The sequence below is a fragment of the Sphingomonas caseinilytica genome (assembly GCF_023516455.1).
Classification (GTDB): Bacteria; Pseudomonadota; Alphaproteobacteria; order Sphingomonadales; family Sphingomonadaceae; genus Sphingomicrobium; species Sphingomicrobium caseinilyticum.
Genome location: NZ_JAMGBA010000002.1, coordinates 198,005 through 213,017, shown reverse-complemented (window position 1 = coordinate 213,017; position 15,013 = coordinate 198,005). Strand labels below are relative to the sequence as shown.

Annotated in this window: 19 protein-coding genes; 6 read left to right on the top strand and 13 right to left on the bottom strand. The window is 63.9% G+C overall.

Going from position 1 to position 15,013, the window contains the following annotated elements; all coding sequences use genetic code 11:
- Positions 1 to 42 precede the first annotated feature (42 nt).
- The 4 genes from LZ496_RS07675 to purE all read right to left on the bottom strand — a co-directional run bounded on the left by LZ496_RS07675 (position 43) and on the right by purE (position 2,298).
- Positions 43 to 225 (bottom strand): hypothetical protein, encoded by a 183-nt coding sequence (locus tag LZ496_RS07675; RefSeq protein WP_249904057.1) that lies wholly within the window; start codon positions 223 to 225, stop codon positions 43 to 45.
- A 53-nt stretch (positions 226 to 278) separates the two neighbouring features.
- Complete coding sequence (locus LZ496_RS07670; protein ID WP_249904056.1) at positions 279 to 551, bottom strand: nickel-binding protein; 273 nt, start codon at positions 549 to 551, stop codon at positions 279 to 281.
- 168 nt (positions 552 to 719) lie between these two features.
- A complete protein-coding gene (locus LZ496_RS07665) occupies positions 720 to 1,805 on the bottom strand; it encodes a 5-(carboxyamino)imidazole ribonucleotide synthase (protein WP_249904055.1) in 1,086 nt (361 codons plus the stop codon).
- A 10-nt stretch (positions 1,806 to 1,815) separates the two neighbouring features.
- Positions 1,816 to 2,298 (bottom strand): 5-(carboxyamino)imidazole ribonucleotide mutase, encoded by a 483-nt coding sequence (gene purE / locus LZ496_RS07660; RefSeq protein ID WP_249904054.1) that lies wholly within the window; start codon positions 2,296 to 2,298, stop codon positions 1,816 to 1,818.
- Positions 2,299 to 2,442: 144 nt separating this feature from the next.
- Here purE and LZ496_RS07655 point away from each other — a divergent pair, with 144 nt between their 5' ends.
- Entirely contained in the window at positions 2,443 to 3,021 is a 579-nt protein-coding gene (locus LZ496_RS07655) for a GGDEF domain-containing protein (protein ID WP_249904053.1), read from the top strand.
- Between the two features lie 19 nt (positions 3,022 to 3,040).
- Here LZ496_RS07655 and gpmA read toward each other — a convergent pair whose 3' ends face one another.
- Entirely contained in the window at positions 3,041 to 3,745 is a 705-nt protein-coding gene (gene gpmA / locus LZ496_RS07650; protein ID WP_249904052.1) for a 2,3-diphosphoglycerate-dependent phosphoglycerate mutase, read from the bottom strand.
- Positions 3,745 to 4,914 carry a M14 family metallopeptidase gene (locus LZ496_RS07645; RefSeq protein ID WP_249904051.1) on the bottom strand — a complete coding sequence of 390 codons (1,170 nt, stop codon included), beginning with the start codon at positions 4,912 to 4,914 and terminating at the stop codon, positions 3,745 to 3,747. The genes gpmA and LZ496_RS07645 overlap by 1 nt, the downstream gene beginning before the upstream one ends.
- 178 nt (positions 4,915 to 5,092) lie before the next feature.
- Here LZ496_RS07645 and LZ496_RS07640 point away from each other — a divergent pair, with 178 nt between their 5' ends.
- The 4 genes from LZ496_RS07640 to LZ496_RS07625 all read left to right on the top strand — a co-directional run bounded on the left by LZ496_RS07640 (position 5,093) and on the right by LZ496_RS07625 (position 8,532).
- Positions 5,093 to 6,715, top strand: coding sequence for a M20/M25/M40 family metallo-hydrolase (locus tag LZ496_RS07640; protein ID WP_249904050.1), 1,623 nt, complete (start codon positions 5,093 to 5,095; stop codon positions 6,713 to 6,715).
- Positions 6,712 to 7,887, top strand: coding sequence for an aspartyl/asparaginyl beta-hydroxylase domain-containing protein (locus LZ496_RS07635; protein ID WP_249904049.1), 1,176 nt, complete (start codon positions 6,712 to 6,714; stop codon positions 7,885 to 7,887). Before LZ496_RS07640 ends, LZ496_RS07635 begins: the two co-directional genes overlap by 4 nt.
- 84 nt (positions 7,888 to 7,971) lie before the next feature.
- A complete protein-coding gene (gene ykgO, locus LZ496_RS07630; RefSeq protein WP_006833921.1) occupies positions 7,972 to 8,097 on the top strand; it encodes a type B 50S ribosomal protein L36 in 126 nt (41 codons plus the stop codon).
- 153 nt (positions 8,098 to 8,250) lie between these two features.
- Positions 8,251 to 8,532 carry a hypothetical protein gene (locus tag LZ496_RS07625; RefSeq protein WP_249904048.1) on the top strand — a complete coding sequence of 94 codons (282 nt, stop codon included), beginning with the start codon at positions 8,251 to 8,253 and terminating at the stop codon, positions 8,530 to 8,532.
- 49 nt (positions 8,533 to 8,581) lie between these two features.
- Here LZ496_RS07625 and LZ496_RS07620 read toward each other — a convergent pair whose 3' ends face one another.
- The 6 genes from LZ496_RS07620 to purT are packed head-to-tail and all read right to left on the bottom strand — an operon-like array spanning position 8,582 to position 13,744.
- A complete protein-coding gene (locus LZ496_RS07620) occupies positions 8,582 to 9,004 on the bottom strand; it encodes a hypothetical protein (RefSeq protein WP_249904047.1) in 423 nt (140 codons plus the stop codon).
- 42 nt (positions 9,005 to 9,046) lie between these two features.
- Positions 9,047 to 9,505 (bottom strand): arginine repressor, encoded by a 459-nt coding sequence (gene argR, locus LZ496_RS07615; RefSeq protein WP_249904046.1) that lies wholly within the window; start codon positions 9,503 to 9,505, stop codon positions 9,047 to 9,049.
- Positions 9,502 to 10,365 carry an acetylglutamate kinase gene (gene argB / locus LZ496_RS07610; RefSeq protein WP_249904045.1) on the bottom strand — a complete coding sequence of 288 codons (864 nt, stop codon included), beginning with the start codon at positions 10,363 to 10,365 and terminating at the stop codon, positions 9,502 to 9,504. The genes argR and argB overlap by 4 nt, the downstream gene beginning before the upstream one ends.
- Positions 10,362 to 11,528, bottom strand: coding sequence for a bifunctional glutamate N-acetyltransferase/amino-acid acetyltransferase ArgJ (gene argJ / locus LZ496_RS07605; protein WP_249904044.1), 1,167 nt, complete (start codon positions 11,526 to 11,528; stop codon positions 10,362 to 10,364). The genes argB and argJ overlap by 4 nt, the downstream gene beginning before the upstream one ends.
- Positions 11,525 to 12,532 (bottom strand): N-acetyl-gamma-glutamyl-phosphate reductase, encoded by a 1,008-nt coding sequence (gene argC / locus LZ496_RS07600; protein ID WP_249904043.1) that lies wholly within the window; start codon positions 12,530 to 12,532, stop codon positions 11,525 to 11,527. Before argC ends, argJ begins: the two co-directional genes overlap by 4 nt.
- 39 nt (positions 12,533 to 12,571) lie before the next feature.
- Positions 12,572 to 13,744 (bottom strand): formate-dependent phosphoribosylglycinamide formyltransferase, encoded by a 1,173-nt coding sequence (purT, locus tag LZ496_RS07595; RefSeq protein ID WP_249904042.1) that lies wholly within the window; start codon positions 13,742 to 13,744, stop codon positions 12,572 to 12,574.
- A gap of 79 nt (positions 13,745 to 13,823) precedes the next feature.
- On the opposite strand from purT, the gene LZ496_RS07590 reads away from it, so the two are divergent.
- Complete coding sequence (locus LZ496_RS07590; protein ID WP_249904041.1) at positions 13,824 to 14,714, top strand: peptidylprolyl isomerase; 891 nt, start codon at positions 13,824 to 13,826, stop codon at positions 14,712 to 14,714.
- Here the strand turns inward: LZ496_RS07590 and LZ496_RS07585 are convergent.
- Positions 14,711 to 14,971 carry a hypothetical protein gene (locus LZ496_RS07585; RefSeq protein WP_249904040.1) on the bottom strand — a complete coding sequence of 87 codons (261 nt, stop codon included), beginning with the start codon at positions 14,969 to 14,971 and terminating at the stop codon, positions 14,711 to 14,713. The two genes, LZ496_RS07590 and LZ496_RS07585, sit on opposite strands and share 4 nt — an antisense overlap.
- Between the last annotated feature and the right edge of the window lie 42 nt (positions 14,972 to 15,013).

Sequence of the window (15,013 nt, the reverse complement as noted above, 5' to 3'; positions counted from 1 at the left end):
GCGCTGAAGCGCTATCCGCTCCTTGCGCCCGAAACCCGTGCCTTAGAGATAGTCGGCAGGTGGGTCGGTCAGCCGTTTTGCGCCGAAGACGGTCGCAAGGGCTTCGTAGCGTTCTGCCAGTTCGGCATGGGCCGCTGCGGCGCGCGGATCGGGGGCCTCGCGGCTCAATTCCCGTTCGTTCAGCTCGCGGCTGGCGAAATAATGGCCTTCGGGTTTCCTCACCATTTTGCGCGAACGCTGGATTTGAATTCTGGTTCCACGAGGGAAGCAGTCAGCCTCTATTCGGCGTCGGGGCCGATCACATTATGCACTTCGCTGATGCTGATGACCGGCGGCAGGTCCCATTGGGCGATCAGGTCGCGCAGTGCCTGTTCGCTAGGCGCGCGGAAGACGCAATAAACCTTGTTCTCCGTCAAATAGCTTTGAACCCACTGGACGTCGGGCGAGATGCCGTGAAGGGTGGAGCAGGACCGGCGGACGGTGAGGTCCTGTTGAAACGGACTTTGTTGGCCCAGGCCGATAATTTCCTTCTCGATGACGAATTCGGGCATGGGCGGCCTCCCTGCGACCGTTCCTCCCTAGCATATCGGGTTGACGACGTCCCGATGTTGCAAAGAGATTCCGCCAGCCAAGGCTCCGGGCGCGACCGCACTACTCTCCCCTCTGGGGAGAGGAGTTTCGTCCGGCTTCCGATTTCTGGCGGTCGTGCTGAACTTCAGTCAGTCGACAGATGGGCCTGAGGCGGCGGAGCCAAGTCGCGTCACATGTCCCATCTTTCGTCCCGGGCGAGCTTCGCCCTTGCCGTAGAGATGCAGATGCGCCCCCGGCTCCGCAACAAAATCCGCCCAGCGGTCGACGTCGTCGCCGATCAGATTTTCCATCGTCGCACCTGCGGAGACCAATGTGGGATCGCCGAGCGGAAGGCCGAGGATCGCCCGGAGATGCTGTTCGAACTGCGACGTTTGGGCTCCTTCGATCGTCCAGTGGCCGCTGTTGTGCACTCGGGGCGCGATCTCGTTGACGACCGGCCCGTCGGCGCAGGCGAAGAACTCGACCGTCAGGACGCCAACATGGCCGAGGGCCTCCTCGATCGCCCTGGCCGCCGCGATCGCCTGATCGGTGAAGGGGGCGATCTGGGGACCCGCCGGGACGGTCGACGTCCGAAGTATTCCGCCTTCATGATGATTGAGGGTTGGTGGAAAGGCGGAGGTTTCGCCATTCGCGCCGCGGGCGAGGATCAGGCTGAATTCGGCACCGAACGTCATCCCGGCCTCGGCCACCGCCGGCTGACGGCCGATCGCATCCCATGCCTCCGCTGCCTCCTCCGCTCGCCGGACCCAAGCCTGGCCCTTGCCGTCATAACCGTAACGCCGGCTCTTCAGCAGGATCGGGGCGCCGAGCGCCTCAAGTGCCACCTCGATGTCAGCAGCGCTATCAACCTCCCGCCAAGGCGCGACTCTTACGCCGCAGCCTTCGATGAACCGCTTCTCCGCCGCCCGGTCCTGCGCAACCTCCAGGCTTCGCGTTGACGGGGCGAGCTTGTCGGCAAGCACGGCGAGCGGCTCGACCGGGATATTCTCGAACTCATAGGTGACGACATCGCACTCATCGGCAAAGCGTCGAAGCGCGTCCCGGTCGTCATAGGCGGCCCGGGTGAACTCCGCCGACACCTCCGCCGCGCAGGGTTGCTCGTGCGGGTCGAGGATGTGGCAGCGGTAACCCAGCCGCGCAGCCGCCAGCGCCATCATCCGGCCGAGCTGGCCGCCGCCCAAAATGCCGATGGTGGAACCGGGGGGCAACGCCACTAGAGCTGCCTCATTCCGGATTTTCAGGGACCGAGTCGGTCTGCTTCGTCCGCCAGTCGGCCAGGCGCCGGGCGAGAGACTCGTCATTATTGGCGAGCATTGCCGCGGCTAGCAGCGCGGCATTGACCGCCCCGGCCTTGCCGATCGCAAGCGTTCCGACCGGAATACCCGCGGGCATCTGGACGATCGACAACAGGCTATCCATCCCCTTCAATGCCTTGCTCTCGATCGGCACGCCAAGCACGGGCAGCTCGGTCATGGACGCCGCCATTCCCGGAAGGTGGGCGGCGCCCCCGGCGCCGGCGATGATCAGTTTCAGCCCGCGGTCCTTCGCGCCTTGCGCATAGTCGTAGAGACGCCTGGGGGTCCGATGCGCCGAAACGACGCGCGTTTCATGGATCACACCCAGGGAATCGAGCGTTTCGGACGCATGGCGCATCGTGTCCCAGTCGGACGTGCTGCCCATGATGATTCCGATCAGCGGATCGGCCATTTGCTCTCCCGTTCCCCAATTCCAGCAGGAACAGGGGGCTTAATGGCCAGCCGCACATGGCGCAATCCGGGACAGGGGTGGAATTGGGAATCCACATTGCAGTCAAATTGGTTTAATCGGGAGTGGTCATCGGGGGCAAAGAAGATGCACGACGTCGCTCTGGAGCAGCGCGACCCGGCGCAGTTGCTTGAAGAAATTGCGCGGCTGCGCGCTGAAGTCATGAACCTTGAAGCGAGGGTCGAGGAGCTCGACCGGCTCGCCCATCAGGATGCGCTCGTCCCACTGGTCAATCGCCGCGGCATGCTGCGCGAACTGGAAATGATGATCGCTCGCCACGAGCGGCACGGCACACCGGCGGCGATGCTGTTCGTCGACCTCAATGACCTGAAGCTGCTCAACGACAAATATGGCCATATGGGCGGCGACACGGCCTTGATGCGAGTCGCGGAAAAGCTTCTCCAGGGCACGCGCGCCAACGATTGCGTGGCGCGGCTGGGCGGGGACGAATTCTGCGTTCTTCTGGACCATGCCGACGAAAAAAGCGCGCTGGAGACGGCGGAGCGGCTGGTCGACAGCATCGCCTGCGAGGAATGTCTTTTCGAAGGATCGGCCCTGCCGATCTCGGTCGCGATCGGCGTCACCTTGATTCAGAAGGGCGATTCGCCGGCCACGGTCCTGTCGCGCGCCGACAAGGCGATGTACCGGGTTAAAGCAGCGGCATAGACCGTCCGGGGGACGGTCGTCATGCCGATGCTGCTGCTTGGCGCTCGCTTAGGTAATAGCGGTCGCTGACCGACAAATCCTCATTCAGCTCGTAGACGATCGGCTGTCCGGTCGGGATCTCCAGCGACACAATGTCCGCATCGGCGATGTTCGAGAGGTGCTTTTCAAGCGCCCGAAGCGAATTGCCATGGGCCGACACCATAACCCGTTCGCCGCGCTTCAGGGCCGGGGCGATCTCCGCCTTATAATAGGGCAGCACCCGGGCGATCGTATCCTTGAGGCTCTCCGTGTCGGGGATTGCGATGCCCTCGTAGCGGCGATCGCCGGCCAGCTGGTACGGGCTGTCGGCATCCAGGGGAGGGGGCGGGATATCAAAGGAGCGGCGCCAGATCTTGACCTGTTCGGCCCCGACCTTGTCGATCATCTCCTGCTTGTTGAGCCCAGTCAGCCCGCCATAGTGCCGTTCATTGAGATGCCAGTCCTTGGCGACCGGCAGCCACAGCGATCCAAGCTCGTGAAGGACCAGGTGCAGCGTGCGGATGGCGCGGGTCTGGACGCTGGTGAAGCAGCGGTCGAACTCGAAGCCCTTGTCCTTCAACATCGCACCAGCGGCGCGTGCCTCGTCAATCCCCTTGTCGCTGAGGTCGACGTCCCACCAGCCCGTGAAGCGGTTCTCGAGGTTCCACTGCGACTGGCCGTGGCGAAGCAGGACAAGCGTCGGCATCAGGCGTCGACCTTCTCCGCCGACTTGGCCTTCTCGGCCTTTGCCCTGGCGAGTTCGGGAAGGATCGCGTGAAGCGCGTCGAGGCAGGAGCCGGCGAGATATTTCGACCGCTCGGGCGACCAGCCATAGACTTCGTCGGGCAGGTCCTGGTTATCCTTGAAGGGCATCTCCAAGGTCATCGAGACGCAGCCGAAGCGCTCCGCCAACTGGGTCGTCGACATCGACATATTCGCCTGGCCCGGCGCCGGTATCTCATAGCCCTGGCGGGTCTGGAAATCGGGCGAGACTCGCTCCAGCGTTTCGCTGAACAGGTTGAATAGGCGCGTCTGCCGTTCGGTCAGCGAGGGGATGCCCTCGAAGCCAGCAAGGAAGTTGGCCGGGATCGCCTCGTCGCCATGGATGTCCATCGCGAAGTCGGGCGGCGTCTCATCCATTGCATTGCGGACGTAGAGCACTTCCGGGCTCTTTTCCGCCGTCGGCGAATGCCATTCACGGTTGAGGTTGATGCCGACCGCGTTGGTACGAAGGTGCCCGCGGCGCGATCCGTCCGGATTCATGTTGGGGACGACATGGAAAGTGCATTCGCGGCGAAGGACGCGGGAAACGGGATCGTCGGGATCGGTTAGCTTCTCGAGCGCGCCTTCCATCCACCACTCGGCCATCGTCTCACCGGGATGCTGGCGGGCGTAAAGCCACACGGTCAGTGCACCTTCGCCCAGGGTCAGGCAGTCGATGTCCTGCCCGTCGAGGCTCTTCCCAAGGCTGCGATACTCGACGCCCGGAAGCGCGGCGACGGTCGACACCAGGTCGTGGTGCCGCTCCATCGAATAGGGGGCGAAATAGGCGATCCAGACCAGGTCGGTTTCCGGCACGAATTTGATCGTGAGGACGCCGTCGGCATAGCTGGTGCCGGCAATCCGGGTCCAGTCCTCGCGGTCGAGGGAAACACAGGCGCGATAATCCGGCCAACCGTCGGGATAGGCGGAGTTGCCGCAGTTCACGATCCTCAGCGTCACTTCGCGGCCGCCGGCGCCGGCCAGGCGGAAGTGGAACCACTGGTGGAAGTCACTCATGTGGTCCTTGGCGATCTCGAGATCGATCGTGTCGCCGCTCTGCCCGACGACGCGGATGTTGCCGGCGTCGAAAGCGCTCGAAATCGTGATGCTCATGGATATCCTTAAAATCAGTCTTGGGAGGAGATATGGCCGGGGCCATAATGCGATGCGCGCCAATCGGCAATTGCTATGCTTTCGACCAACGAATGGCAGCGGTACTGGCGCACCGCATTCGGCTCGACTAGCCATGTCAGCTTAACCGGCGGTTCACGCCTGTAAGCTGGAGCTTTTGATGCGTTTTCTTGCCGCCGCCTTGCTTGTCGTCGCAGCCACCGCCACGGCCCAGCCTTCGGCCACGGCCGAACAGGATAGTGCGCGGCGGGTCAGGGCAGATGTCGAGTTCCTGTCCTCCGATGCATTGGAAGGCCGCGACATGGCGGCGCGGGGCTATACCATCGCGGCGGACTATGTCGCGTCGCAGTTCCGGGCCATCGGCTTGACACCAGCAGGGGACAATGGCGGCTGGTTCCAGCAGGTGCCGTTCCGCCGCGCCAGCCATGCGAAGCCGCCGGTGATGACGATGACGATCGGCGGGAAGGAGGTCGCGCTCAAGGACGGCGCCGACGCGGCGGTCCGGCCCAGCGTGACGGCCAAGACGCGTAACCTCGCTGCCGGCTTCGTATTCGTCGGCTATGGCATCAAGGACAAGCGCTACAGCCTGGACGACTATCGCGGCCTCGACCTCAAGGGGAAGATCGCCGTCGCGCTTCAAGGCGCTCCGTCCGGCCTCCCTAGCGACGTCGCGGCGCATATCGGCAGCAGCAAGGCGGATTATGCAGCCGAGGCCGGAGCAATCGGTTTCGTTGAAGTAAAGCGCAGCGACGGCCCCAGCGAATCCTCCGTCGGTCGGGGCGGGCGTCCAATGGTCGATTGGGTCGATGCATCGGGTAAAGCAGGCTCCATTCCAGCCGGGATCCAGTTGCAGCTGTCGTTCGGCAATGGCTGGGCCGAAAGGCTGTTCGAAGGCGCGCCCAAGACCCTCGATGCGGTCCGCCGCCAGGCGAAGTCGAACAGCCGGGTAGGACCCAAGGGCTTTGCGCTTCGTCCCACCATCCGCGTCGAGGCGGAAAGCAAGTGGGAGGATTTCACCAGCCCCGAGGTGGTTGGCCTGCTTGCCGGATCCGATCCGACCCTGGCCGCCGAACATGTCGTGCTGATGGCGCACCTCGACCATCTGGGCATGAAGACGGACCCCAAGCCCGGCGAGGATGCGATCTATAATGGCGCCCTGGACAATGCGGCGGGCGTCGCGACCATGCTTGAGGCGGCCCGGATGTTCGCCGCCCAGCCGGTCCGGCCCAAGCGCTCGGTCCTGTTTATTGCCAACACGGGCGAGGAGCGGGGGCTACTGGGCGCCGACTATTATGCCAATCACCCGACGGTACCGGCGCAATCGATTGTCGGCCTGGTCGATCTCGACATGCCGCTGCTGCTCTATCCCTTCACCGACGTAACGGCGTTCGGTGCCGACCATTCCAGCATCGGCGCAACGGTTGCCGAGGCCGGAAAATCGATGGGGGTAGCGGTCAGCCCGGATCCCATGCCCGAGGAAGCGATCTTCACCCGGTCCGACCATTATATGTTCGTCAAGCGCGGCGTTCCGGCGGTGCTGCTGATGACCGGCCACGCCAATGGCGGGGCGGAGCATTGGCGTGCCTATCTCGGCAAGACCTACCACTCGCCACAGGACGATCTGACGCAAAAGATCGATTGGAACGCCGGCGCCCGCTACGCCTTGCTCAATTACCGGATCGCTCGCTCGATGGCCGATTCCGACCGGCGCCCGATGTGGCTCAGCGGCGATTATTTCGGCGACCTGTTCGATCCTCGTGGGCCGAGGCCATCGAATCCGTGAACCAGGCCGGCACCGAGGCGATCCTGAGCCAGGCGGTCGAAGCCATGGGCCGCCGCGACGGCGCGGCGGCGCGGCGTCTCCTCGGTTCGCTTGCACCTGAAGCGATCAACCCCGGCAACCTGTTCCTGCTTGCGCAAGCATGCCGGATGGAGGGCGACGAGGCAGCCGAGGCGTCGGCGATCGACCGGTTGCTGAGGGCTCAGCCATTGCATCTCGGGGCGCTTCTGATGAAGGGCGCGGCGCTGGCGCGAACCGGGGATGAGGATGGCGCCATGGCGCCATATCAGGCCGCGGTCAGCATCGCCCAGCAAGTGCGGCAGCGCGGTGAAAATCTGCCGCCGATGCTTGCCGCCGAGGTCGATCGGGCCGCGCAATGGGTCGGCCGCCATATTGCCGAACGAGCGGCGCGGATCGACGAGGCGCTGGCCAGAAGCGGGTTCGGTCCCGGCTCGCGCAGCCAGCGGATCGACGAAGCGCTGGGCATTCTTCGGGGCGACCTGCCGATCCAGTTGCAGGAGCCGACCAGCTTCTATTTCCCGGGTTTGCCCCAGCGCAGCTTCTACGAGCGCGAGGAGTTCGAATGGGCATCCGCGCTGGAGGCGAACACCCCGGCGATCAAGACGGAGCTGGAGGCCATGCTCGCCGCCCAGGCAGAGCAGTTCGAACCCTATGTCGCCGCCGACGCCGATCGCTCGAGCGGCACGGCTCCCAATGCCCATCTCGCCGGAAGCACCAGCTGGAGCGCTTACCATCTGCTGAAGGGCGGCGAGCCCGTCGAAGGCCATGCGGAACAATTCCCGGCGACGCTGGCAGCGCTGCAAGGCGCGCCCCTGACGCGGATCGCCGGCCGGGCTCCGATGGCTCTCTTCTCGCTGCTGAAGCCCGGTGCCCATATCCGGCCCCATCACGGCCTGTTCAACTTCCGGCTGATCTGCCACCTGCCGCTGATCGTTCCGCCGGGCTGCGCGCTTCGCGTCGGCAATCAGGAGCGGCAGTGGCGCGAAGGCGAGCTTCTGATCTTCGACGACAGCATGGAGCATGAAGCCCGGAACCAGTCCGATCGCCAAAGAATCATCCTGCTGTTCGAGATCTGGCGGCCGGAAATTTCAGAGGCTGATCGGGAGGCGCTGACGGTCCTGCTGGAAGCGGCAAACATCACCGCTGAGGATTGACTTCGCGGGCTTCCACACATAGGGAGCCCCCGGATTTTCCAAATATTCCACCAATTTTAGATACGTAAGGCAGGCGTTCCGGCCATGAAGATTCGCAATTCTCTGAAGTCGCTCAAGTCGCGTCATCGCGATTGCCGGGTGATTCGCCGTCGTGGCCGCACGTACGTCATCAACAAGACGAATCGTCGGTTCAAGGCCCGCCAGGGCTAACAGCCCGGCTAACCCATTGATGGGCTTCAAAGGCCTCCGCCCCTCGGGGCGGGGGCTTTTTGCGTTGCCATTTGCACGATTCGGGCGTTTTTGACGGGTGAATGGCTGTGTCAGCCGCCGTTAAGCCGATTTCCCCTATTTGGGGGCCAAGGAGTGAGTGAAATGACTCGCATGTGGAAAATTGTGATCGGTGTCGGTGCAGTGGCGCTGGCCGCTTCTGCGGCATCGGCGGCCTATGCCCAGGCGGCACCGGCCGACCGGGCAACCCCCAAGAATTTCAATTGGGAGATCAAGGACGGCAAGCGCGTCCCCAAGGGCGATCGGCAGGTCAATGCCGACGGCAGCTGGCGTGAGGAAATCCGCCAGGGCAAGTGCGTGACCGTCAAGGAAAAGTCGGCTGCGGGCGAATATAAGGAGACGCGAAAGTGCGACTGACAAGTCGCTTAAGCGAGCGTCCGCAAGTGCGATTGACGATCGTCGCCAACTAGCCAGCTTTATTCGTGACCATATTCTCCAGCCCGGTGCCGCCCTCGGTGCCGGGCTGAACTGTACAGGCGGGCAGCCCGACCTTCTCGTTGTCGAAGCACAGGCGCACCTGGACGCTGTCATTGGCGCCGATGAACAGGGCCCATTGGCGATCGTCGCTGCAGGTCGCGGTCCACATGTCCATGTCGCGGAATCGCGTCACATAGCCGGTTGAAACAATCTGGCTGCATCGCAGGCCCTGGTCGGCGATCGCCCGTTTCAGCGCGATCGCCCGATCCAGATCGTTGAGTTCGAACAGCTTCTGTTGAGCGTTGCTGCGGACCATGATGTCATTCTGAAGCGGGGGTTCGGTCGGGCTGCCGCCGCTGCCGCACGCTGCAAGCATTGCCGCGGGGATCATCAGTGCCGCAAAGCGCATCATGAGTAAGAGCCTCCTATTCGACGCCAACGCGCCTATCGCGCATTAGGCTCCCGAACGGCGCCGCTGCAACATGCCGGCCACGGAATAAGGGTTGGTCCCGTCGGCAATGGCGACAAAAATCGTATCGTCTCCGGCCAGCGTTCCGGCCACTTCATCTAGTCCGGCAGCATCGAGCGCATTGGCAACCAGATTGGCAGAGCCCGGCGGCGTCTTCAGCACCAGCAAATTGCCGGCGGGGATGATCGCTTCGACCCATTCGGCCAAAAGGCGGTCCAGTTTTTCCGCCGCGCGGCCCGGCTCGACCTGGTCGGGCATGACGTAGCGGATCGATCCGCCGCGTTTCAATTTGACCGCACCAAGCTCCAACAGGTCGCGGCTAACCGTTGCCTGGGTGGCGTTGATGCCGGCAAGCGAGAGGCGCGCGACCAGCTCTTCCTGGCTGCCGACCTGATGCTCGCGCAGCCAGTCGGTGATCAAAAGCTGACGCTGGTTCTTGGTCATTGCCCGCTCTCCCCGATCACCATGGTTCCAATGCCTTCATCGGTGAACAGTTCGACAAGGATCGCATGCTCGGTGCGCCCGTCGATCATGTGCGCGCTTCCGACGCCGCCCTCGACGGCTTCGGCGCAGGCGAGCAGCTTGGGGATCATCCCGCCCGTGACGCTTTCATCCGCGATCCGATCGCGCGCCTCGGTGGCGGTCAGGCGATGGACCAGGCTCGAAGGGTCCGAAGGATCTTCGAGGAGGCCGGGTGTGCCGGTCAGATAAATGATCTTTTCCGCGCCCATGGCGACGGCAATGGCTCTGGCCGCATCGTCGGCGTTGATGTTGTAGGGCTGTGCCGTCACGTCCGCGCCGACGGTTGAAACGATCGGAATCAGCCCGTCATCGTGGAAATCGTGGAGCAGCGCGCCGCGAACCTTCGTTACCTTTCCGACGAAGCCCAGTCGCTCGTCGATCGGTTCGACTTCCAGCAGCCTGCCGTCTTCGCCGGCAACGCCGATCGCAACCGGCTCCAGCGCATTGATCGCGGCAACAAGGTCGCGATTGGTCTTTCCGACCAGAACCATTCGAACGATGTCGAGCACCTCTGCATCGGTGACGCGAAGGCCCTCGACGCGCTTCACCTCAATCCCCGACTTGGCCATTTCGACGTCGATCTGGGGCCCGCCGCCATGGACCAGCACCGGGCGGATCCCGACGGAATGGAGCAGCAAGATATCCTTCGCCAGGCTCCGCATCCGCGCGGGATCGGTCATCGGCACGCCGCCAACCTTCACCACGATCGTCTTGCCCGTGAAGTTCCGGATGTAGGGCAGCGCCTCGATGAGGATGCGCGCGGTTTCGTTCGTCGTGATCATGACGTTTCCGCATTTTCCTTGATATAGCCCGGGCCGAGGTCGACCGAGACGGCGCGGCCTTTACCCGTGCCTAGCCCGAGATCGACCAGGATATCGATCTCGTCGCCCTTCATATGGGCGCGCACCTTGTCTGCATCGTGAGGGATTTCGACCCCAGCCTCGGCAACCTTGATCCCGCCATAGCTGACCGAAGAAAGCTCTGGATCGAACTCGACCCCGCACGATCCGGCCTCGGCCAGCAAGCGGCCCCAATAGGCGTCGGCGCCATACCAGCTGCACTTGATCAGCTGGTTGTTGCCGATCGAGCGGGCGACCTTGCGGGCTTCGGCATCGCTCGCGGCACCGCTGACCCGGATGACGACCAGCTTGGTCATCCCTTCGGCATCGCGCGCCATCTGCAGCATCAGCTCTTCGCACACCTGCCGGACATCATCTTCGAACTGCAGCACGTCGGCGGGGCGGCCCTTGCGGCCGCTGGCGAACAGCATCACCGTATCGTTCGTCGACGTGGCGCCGTCGGTGATCAGCTCGTTGAACGTTGCGTCGGCGGCGCGGAACAGGATCGGCCTCAGCTCTTCCGGCGACAGATCCGCATCGGTCGTGAGGAAGGCCAGCATGGTCGCCATATTGGGCGCCAGCATGCCGCAGCCCTTGGCCATTCCTCCGACCGCATATCCGTCGCGCACGACGGCGGCTTCCTTGGGCCTCGTATCGGTGGTGAGGATGCCCTTGGCAGCGTCGCGATGTCCGTCGCGGCTCAGCGTTTCGCCCAGCTTCGGGATGACCGTAAGAATCTTCCGCATCGGCAGGCGAAAGCCGATCAGCCCGGTCGAGCAGACCAGCATGTCTCTTGGATCGCAGCCGACCGTTTGCGCCGCGGCCGAGCACATCGCTTCGGCGTCGGAGCGACCCTTGGGACCGGTGCCGGCATTGGCATTGCCCGAATTGACGATCACGCCGCTCGCCATTCCGCCGGACACGTTCAGCCGCTCCAGGCTCGCCTCGACCGGCGGCGCTCGGAACTTGTTCTGCGTGAAGACGGCGGCGGCGGGCACCGGCTTGCCGTCGTCGGTGACAAGCAGGCTGACGTCGCGCCGCCCTTCCGCTTTGATCCCGGCGGCAAGACCTGCAGCGACAAAGCCTTCGGCGAGGGTAACGCTCACGGATAAACTCCCATGTTGGTGAGGCCGGCACCCTCGTCGAGGCCGAGCATCAAATTGGCGCACTGGATCATCTGGCCGGCGGCGCCCTTGCCGAGATTGTCGATCGCGGCGAGCGCTACGACCGTTCCGGTGCGTTCGTCGTAGCGGGCGCTCAGGAAGGCGGCGTTGGATCCGGTAGCCCATTTCGTCTCGGGCGGCGTTTCGCCGACGTGAACGAAGGGCTCGGCCGAATAGGCCTGGTGAAGGATCGCGAGCGGATCGCATGGTCCCGTGGCGCGCGCGTAGCAGGTTGCAAGTATGCCCCGGCTCGCAGCCATCAGGTGCGGGGTGAACAGCACCTCGGCGCCGGTCGTCATTTCCATTTCCGCGGTGTGACGGTGCTTGGTGAGGCCATAGGCGCGAAAGCTTCCGTCGACGGCGCAGAAATGGGTTCCCGCATTGGCGGCTCGGCCGGCGCCGCTGACCCCCGATGCGGCATCGACGATAATCCCCTTCGTTTCGATCGCGCCGGCCTCGACCAGCGGGCGTAGCGCGAGGCTGGCGGCGGTAGGGTAACATCCGGGTGCGGCAACCAGCTTCGCCCCCTTGATCCGGTCGCGGAAGAATTCCGGCAGGCCGTAAGTGAATTTCCCGAGCAGCTCGGGCCGCGCATGCTGCTCGCCATACCAAAGTTCGAACTCGGCGGCGCTATCGAGGCGAAAGTCGGCGCCCAGGTCGACGAATGGGATTCCGGGCCCGACCAGCTCGTCGGCAAGCCGTTGCGTTTCGCCATGGGGCAGGGCGGCGAGGATCAGGTCGCATCCTTTGAGCAGCGCCGGGTCCCATGCCGCGAACGACATTCCCGGATAAGCCAGCGCCAGGTGCGGATGGACCGCCGAGACCGGCTGCCCGGCGTTGGACGCGCCGAATGCGACGCCGACCTCAATCGCCGGGTGACAGGCGATGAGGCGCATCAGTTCGCCGCCGACATAGCCGGAGGCACCAAGGATCGCGGCACGAATCATCCGCGTCATATGCAAATCTATGTATAAATATGCAACTACTCAGTCGCGATATTCGATCTTCACCTTTGACGCGGCTTCGACTGCGCGGGCGACGGCATCGTCAACGTCCTTACCGACCGCGAGCGCAACGCCCATCCGACGATTCTTGAGCGTGTTCGGCTTGGCGAACAGGCGAATGTCGACCGGCCTTCCAGCCCCTCCACCGCCAAGCGCATTCGCTACTCCTTCGAAACCGAAGCTGTGTCCCTCCCGGTCCGCCAGGATGACCGCCGAAGCCGATGGGCCGGCCAGTTCGATCGCCGGGATCGGCAGGCCGAGGATGGCGCGAAGGTGAAGCTCAAACTCGTTGGGGTTCTGGCTGATCAGCGTCACCATTCCCGTGTCGTGCGGACGGGGGCTCAGCTCGGAAAAGATCGCTCGATCGCCGGCGATGAAGAACTCCACGCCGAAAATTCCGTGGCCGCCGAGCGCCGTGACGACCTTGGCCGATTGCTCCTGCGCCGAAGCAAGCACTTCGGTGGCCATCGGCACCGGCTGCCAGCTTTCGCGATAGTCGCCGGACTCCTGGCGGTGGCCGATCGGCGGACAGAACAAGACCCCGTCCTTGGTCGAAACGGTCAGCAAGGTGATCTCATAATCGAAATCGATGAACTCCTCGACGATCACACGCGGCCGGTCGCCGCGCATATTGGCGACGGCATAGTCGAAGGCGGTGCCCAGTTCCTCCTCGGTTCGGGCGACGCTCTGGCCCTTGCCGCTCGACGACATGACCGGCTTGACGACGGCAGGGAGGCCCACCGACGCGGCGGCCGCGATCGCGTCCTCGCGCGTCTCGGCGAAGAGGTAGCGTGACGTCGTGAGGCCGAGCTCCTTCGCGGCAAAATCGCGGATGCCGTCGCGGTTCATTGTCAGCTGGACCGCCTTGGCCGACGGGACGATGTGCCAACCTTCGCGCTCCAGGTCGCCGAGAGTCGCCGTATCGATCGCCTCGATTTCCGGAACGATAAAGTCGGGGCGATGCTTTTCGACGGCAGTCCGGAGCGCCACTCCATCCAGCATCGAAAAGACCTCGCGCGCGTCGGCAAGCTGCATGGCTGGCGCATCATCGTAGCGGTCGCAGGCGATGACCCGGCAGCCGAGGCGCTTAGCGGCTATGGTGAATTCGCGGCCGAGTTCGCCGGAACCGAGCAACATAATGGTAGCGAAATACATGCCCGCCCCCCTAGCGGGGTTGCGCGATAAAGGGGAGGCGGCAATGTTCCGGCAACCCAATGTTTCGAAAGGCCTGTAGATGCGCCGACTTGCTGCCCTTGCATTGATCCCACTGATTGCCGCCGCCCAGGCGCCAACGCCGGCCAAGCCAAAGACGCCAGGCGAGATTGCCGCCGCTGCGCCGAAAGCCGACTGGCGCGAAGTGCCCGCCGAGGACCTCCTGGTCTTCGAGCTTCAGGGCGGCAAGAAAGTGGTGATGCAACTGGCGCCGGAATTCGCGCCCGTTCATGTCGCCAACATCCGAGCGCTGGCCAAGGGCGGGTGGTGGAACAGCTCCGCCATCTATCGCGTGCAGGACAATTATGTCGCGCAGTGGGGCAACAATGAAAGCGAGAAGCCTTTCCCGGCCGGTGTGACGGCCAAGCCTCCCGCGGAATATGCGCGGCCGCTGGCAGGCCTCAACGTGACGGACCTCGGCTCCCCCGATGCCTATGCGTCGCGGGCCGGGTTCGTGAACGGCTGGCCGGTCGCAATCCATGATTCCGAAGGACTGGCGAACCTCACCCATTGCTACGCCATGGTCGGCGTAGGCCGCGGCCTGTCGCCCGATACCGGTACGGGGGGCGAGCTCTATACGGTTATCGGTAACGCACCCCGCCACCTCGACCGCAACATCGCGGTCGTCGGGCGGATCGTGCAGGGCATCGAACATATGAGCTCGCTGCCACGCGGAACCGAGGCGCTCGGCTTCTACAAGGAGCGGACGTCGGACGTCCCGATCGTCGGTGCGAAGTTGGCGTCGGACATCCCGGCGGCAGAGCGGCCTCGCTTCGAATATCTGACCGGCGCTTCGTTCGCCGCTTACCTTAATGCACGAAAAAACCGGCAGGACGATTTCTTCATTCGTCCTGCCGGCGGAGCAGAGGTTTGCAATATCAACGTACCGGTTCGGCCGGTTCCGGCAGGCTAGGCCGCGTAGGCGGTTTCAAGCACTCGGTTGCGATGCTGGATGATGACCGGCCGGTTGTGATGGCGCATGCTGGCCTCGGCCAGCGGGAGCGCCGTCGAGCAGAAGGCGCATTCGGCAGACATGCGCCCAATCAGCCATTGTGTCCGCCCGCATCCGGGGCAGTGGTTCACCTCATGTTCGCGATAGACCACATGATATCCGCGCAGCGCCGGATCATGTGCCATGCCCAGATCGCTCAGCGTCGAGACTGAAGTCATAAGACGTTCCTTTCGGAGGCGATGAACGACCGAAGTGCGGCC